At 42.1% G+C, this 4,513-nt stretch carries 4 protein-coding genes and 2 pseudogenes; all 6 read left to right on the top strand.

The features are described 5' to 3' along the window. Nucleotides 1-32: 32 nt before the first annotated feature. The gene (locus tag FHL05_RS12160; RefSeq protein WP_153522833.1) at nt 33-956 is read left to right on the top strand and encodes a replication initiation protein; all 924 of its coding nucleotides are present in this window, start codon (nt 33-35) and stop codon (nt 954-956) included. Then, nucleotides 941-1,384 (top strand): annotated as a pseudogene (locus FHL05_RS12155) (replication initiation protein); the annotation flags it as partial. The gene FHL05_RS12160 and the pseudogene FHL05_RS12155, both read left to right, overlap by 16 nt. A gap of 332 nt (nt 1,385-1,716) precedes the next feature. Continuing rightward, nucleotides 1,717-1,890 (top strand): hypothetical protein, encoded by a 174-nt coding sequence (locus FHL05_RS12150; protein ID WP_153522831.1) that lies wholly within the window; start codon nt 1,717-1,719, stop codon nt 1,888-1,890. Between the two features lie 397 nt (nt 1,891-2,287). Then, on the top strand, nt 2,288-2,641 hold the full coding sequence (locus tag FHL05_RS12145) for a MobC family plasmid mobilization relaxosome protein (RefSeq protein WP_057775046.1): 354 nt from the start codon (nt 2,288-2,290) through the stop codon (nt 2,639-2,641). Next, nucleotides 2,623-3,795 (top strand): relaxase/mobilization nuclease domain-containing protein, encoded by a 1,173-nt coding sequence (locus tag FHL05_RS12140; RefSeq protein WP_153522829.1) that lies wholly within the window; start codon nt 2,623-2,625, stop codon nt 3,793-3,795. The genes FHL05_RS12145 and FHL05_RS12140 overlap by 19 nt, the downstream gene beginning before the upstream one ends. 623 nt (nt 3,796-4,418) lie before the next feature. Next, nucleotides 4,419-4,513, top strand: a pseudogene (locus tag FHL05_RS12630) (replication initiation protein); the annotation flags it as partial.

The raw sequence follows: 4,513 nt of genomic DNA, 5'->3' as shown, positions 1-4,513 counted from the left end.
TATATATGCTATAATAATTTTGAGGTGATTATATGAGCAATGAGTTAGTGAAATATCAACCCGAACTGAACACCATTCCACTCCGTAAATTCAGTCCTACAGAAATGAATCTGTTCTTTTCAATTGTGTCTAGAATGCGTGATAAGGGCGACCAGACTGTACGCTTTAGCTTTGACCAGCTGAAAGACCTTAGTAACTACAAACCGACCGCCAATCGCCGATTTATTGACGACCTCAAGCGCACTTACAATCATTTGATGGACTTGCGTTTCGGTAGCCAAAGTAAAAGCGGGTTGTCATTTGAAAGATTTGTCATGTTTACCAAATTTAAAATCAACGGTGATGTGGAAGAGCCTTACGTTGACGTAGAAATCTACAAAGACGCTTTGCCCTTGCTGAACAATCTAGAGAGTTGGGTACGATACGCTTTAACCGAGTTTAGAGACCTTAAGAGTAGCTACGCCAAGACGATGTTCCGTTTGTTGAAAGGTTATCGCACCACCGGTTACGCCTATTTTTCAAAATCCGATTTTATTGAATTGCTTGATATTCCAAAAAGTTACCGGCAGTCTAACACCGACCAATATGTTATTAGTCCAATCAAAGAAGAACTTACCCCCCTATTTCGTGGGCTAACTGTCCGCAAGAAATACGGTAAAGGGCGAGGAAAGCCTGTTATTGGCTATTCTTTTGCATGGAAACCTGAACGCAAAGATGCCGAAGATGTCCACGTCAGCAAGACTGAACGCCTGAACAAAGCCAAATTCAATATCGAGCACAATGGCGAACTGTCCGACAAAGAAAAATGGCGGGCAATTGATAAAATCAAAGGTCTCAAGCTAGGAACGACCGAAGCGGAACATAATAAACAAGAACAAGAGACGCGCGAAGAACAGATTCGTGCAGAGGAGCGACAAAAAATACTCGAAAAACTACGAAACGGAGGATTACTCTAACGGGGTGGTTTGAAGTTGTGCGTATTTGGGAAAATGGGCAACTTCAAATCAAAATCAATGAAGATTTTGCGCCATTTCTGTTGCAATTAAAAGATAAAGGGCACTACACCCAATACTTACTCGTTGATACCGTTAAACTGAAAAGTAAATATTCTATTTTGCTTTATAAACTCATGCGTGAAGCTGATAAAGATAACGGTAGTTCAATTGCCATTGTCCAAGGAACGCCTGATGAGTGGAAAGAATGGCTAGGTGCGCCAGAAAGTTATACCTATGGACGATTGAAAGATAATATTTTAAACCCAGCAATTGAAGAAATTAACCTTGAAATTGGGGATATGGACTTAGAGTTATTTCAAACACGCCGTGGTCGCGCGGTAGTTCAAGTGGAAATTCACAATAATTTCATTCGAAACAAACGGTATTAATTCAGGGGGGAAATGATGAATATAATAAAAAGAGGGATACCGCTCTAGCCTCCACAGCTCACGGCATCCCTACATTTAGCAAAACAACCAACCATTTGAAAGGAAGTAAGAAGCATGAACAAACCAGATTTATTAGTACGAATAGTTACGATCATCATGTCGTTAATTACGATAGTTTTGTTCCTATTTCAGGGAAAGAGCACACTAACTTTTGTATTTGCAATTATCACAGTCATTTTATCTTTCATTTATCAAATAATCAGGATACAGATGAAAAAGAAGTAAATCAGAAAAGTCATCTAAATCTAACCGCATTGGAGGTAAACGCATGAATGGGACCTCGGTTAAAAACGGCTGAAACCCTTGCTACAAGCGGTACCGACAAAATGACAGCCCGACAAAAAACGGCTGAAACCCTTGATAATAGCGGAAGTGTGAAAATCACACTTCCAGAAACCTCGGTCAAGCGTGAGACGCTTGCCCTGTTCGGGCAGAACTCTCCATGAAATGGTCTGCTGGAAGAGCTCCTGCTGAAAGCATGCGTCAAGTGCAAAAATTGTCTTGATGAAATCATGCTTATTATGCAAAATAATTCGGCAGACAGCCCCCGTCGGGTAGACGCCATTTGCGGAATAAATCAGCAAATGGCATACGCAACGATTGGCAAAAAGTGGCTAGCATATAGCTAGTCATTTTGCCATGAGTTTGCGTAGCTAGGGGGTCAAGGGGCGAGCGCTAGCGTCCCCTTTGCAAGCACCACATCAGACACGTAAGTGGCTAGTATGTGGGTTGCTTGCCAAACCCCATGAATTGATTTATTATGTGAGTAGAAACCCTTAGGGTTTCACGAGCTTAATCAATCAATTCACTTGCCTGAAAGGCAAAACAAAGGGGGTGGGGTTTGTGAGCGAACAACACAATATGGCTAGCTATCTATCCGATAAACAACCCAATCGGAAAGACAGTCGGCAAATCAATTTTAGAGTGAGCGAGCAGGACTATTTAAAGCTTTCGCAGTCAGCGAAAACTTTAAATATGTCCGTGCCTGCTTTTGTCAAAAAGAAGGCACAAGGGGCACGGATCGTTGCCCCTAAGATTGGCGCAAAAGAAGCCCAAGCATTAACCCGTCAATTAGCAAAAATTGGGGGTAATCTCAATCAATTAGCCAAACACGCCAATCAAGGGGGCAATGTTCCTGCCCAAGCATTGCAGGAATTGCAAAGTGAGGTGGCACACATATGGCAACAACTCACATAAAACGGTCTGCCAGCGCGTCACGCCTTGTCAATTACGCCGAAAAACGAGCGGTCTTAAAAGACGGACTAAACCTTGATGTTGACTACGCAAAAAGTCAATTCAAACAAGTCCGTGAAGTGTATGGCAATCAAGGCAAGACGCAGGCGTATGCTAGCCGTATCTCGTTTAGTCCCAAAGAATTTGACCCGACAAACGAAGATGACCAACAAAAAGCGCTCGATATTGCCAAAGAAGTGTATCAAAAAACCTACCCTAATCAGCAAGTCGCTTTATACGAACATGCCGACACGGACGCTTTACACATTCATGCCGTCATTGGTGCAATCGACTTAGAAACAGGGAAAAAAATGCACGGTAACTGGCAAGAATACCGCGAAAAATTAGTCCATAATACCGATGAAATCGTGCAAAAACATGGGCTTGAAGTTACGAAAGTTGACCCTGAACGCTATGAAAAACGTTCTATGGCAGAAATTAAAATGCATGATCGTGGGCAACCCACATGGAAAGACCAAATCAGACAAGCCGTTGACAGCACCATGTCTAATCCCCTTATTCGCGATTTTAAGACGTTTAGAGACGATTTAAAGCAAAAGGCGATAGATGTATGGGAACGGGGAAAAGACCTTACCTATCAGCTCACAGGCACGAATTATAAAGCACGTGGTAACAAACTCGGCACAGCTTACGAAAAGGGGGCAATTTACAATGAGTTGGAAAGACGTACCAGAGACCCAAGATACAACCAAACAGATACCAGAAACCCAGATACAAACAGATTTAACAGCGCTCAATCAGACCCTGAAAGAAATCAGGAACTATCAGGGCACACAAATTCAACTACAAAGCAAACAACAAATCGAACTGACCGAACAGCTGACACAAATCGAACAAGCCAGTCAGCGCGTCAATCAAGCCTTTCAGAAGACATTGAACGATTTAAACAGCAACAACGAGACCAACAAAGAACAATTAGTCGCGACGCTAAAAGACGCGCAAAACCACTTCAACGAGCAGACAAAGACCGTCAATCAAAGGACAATCGCCGAACTGCAAAAGATAAACAGCGTCCAACAGGACAACAACAACACGTTGAGAACCCTAAACGACAGCCTAAACCAGACCGTTCAAGGGACTATGGACCAAGTCGCTAACCGTTTATCTACGGAAATTGATCGAACACATAAAAATATGAGTTGGTATGAAATTAAAAATTATTTGTACGCGGTTATCCCGACTGGTTTGCTCTCAGGGCTTGTATTTTGGCTTCTGACGCATTTCTTTGCTTAACAGGTGTTTTATATTAAATTACCTTTAAAATGGCTTAGAACGCAAAATAAGGCCTCCTAGCACTATCTGGGCTTACCTGCCGAGCGTCAGTCGAGGCTTTTCCTGAACCACGCTTTTGATTTTGAATTTAGCGAGTGAACGAAGTGAACGCTGCAAGCAAAATGTGAGCGTGTTTTTCGCTCACTCCTTTTTGGTTTTTGGTCCTGATTTGGCATTTTGGGGCACGGAGACGAAGTCGGAGACCCCCGCCTCTTATATAACCTCTTTTAAAACCTCTTTTAAAACCTCTTTTAAGGGGGTGTTCTACCTTACTCTCCCAAGGGGTACAGGATGATTAAGGCATGGAATTGTCTGTTTAAAGGCATGGAATTGTCTGTTTAAAGGCATGGAATTGTCTGTTTAAAGGCATGGAATTGTCTGTTTAAAGGCATGTTAATTTGGGCATGAAATCCTTTTATATATGCTATAATAATTTTGAGGTGATTATATGAGCAATGAGTTAGTGAAATATCAACCCGAACTGAACACCATTCCACTCCGTAAATTCAGTCCTACAGAAATGAATCTGTTCTTTTCAATTGT

The sequence above is a fragment of the Companilactobacillus halodurans genome (genome assembly GCF_009600995.1).
GTDB classification, from domain to species: Bacteria; Bacillota; Bacilli; order Lactobacillales; family Lactobacillaceae; genus Companilactobacillus; species Companilactobacillus halodurans.
The sequence above is the reverse complement of the archived record's forward strand: the minus strand, read 5'-3'. Positions and strand labels throughout refer to the sequence as shown.

Bases quoted from the DNA above. Each gene is read 5' to 3' on its own strand.
- FHL05_RS12160 (WP_153522833.1), top strand. From the start codon at position 33: ATGAGCAATGAGTTAGTGAAATATCAACCCGAACTGAACACCATTCCA.
- FHL05_RS12150 (WP_153522831.1), top strand. From the start codon at position 1,717: ATGGGACCTCGGTTAAAAACGGCTGAAACCCTTGCTACAAGCGGTACC.
- FHL05_RS12140 (WP_153522829.1), top strand. From the start codon at position 2,623: ATGGCAACAACTCACATAAAACGGTCTGCCAGCGCGTCACGCCTTGTC.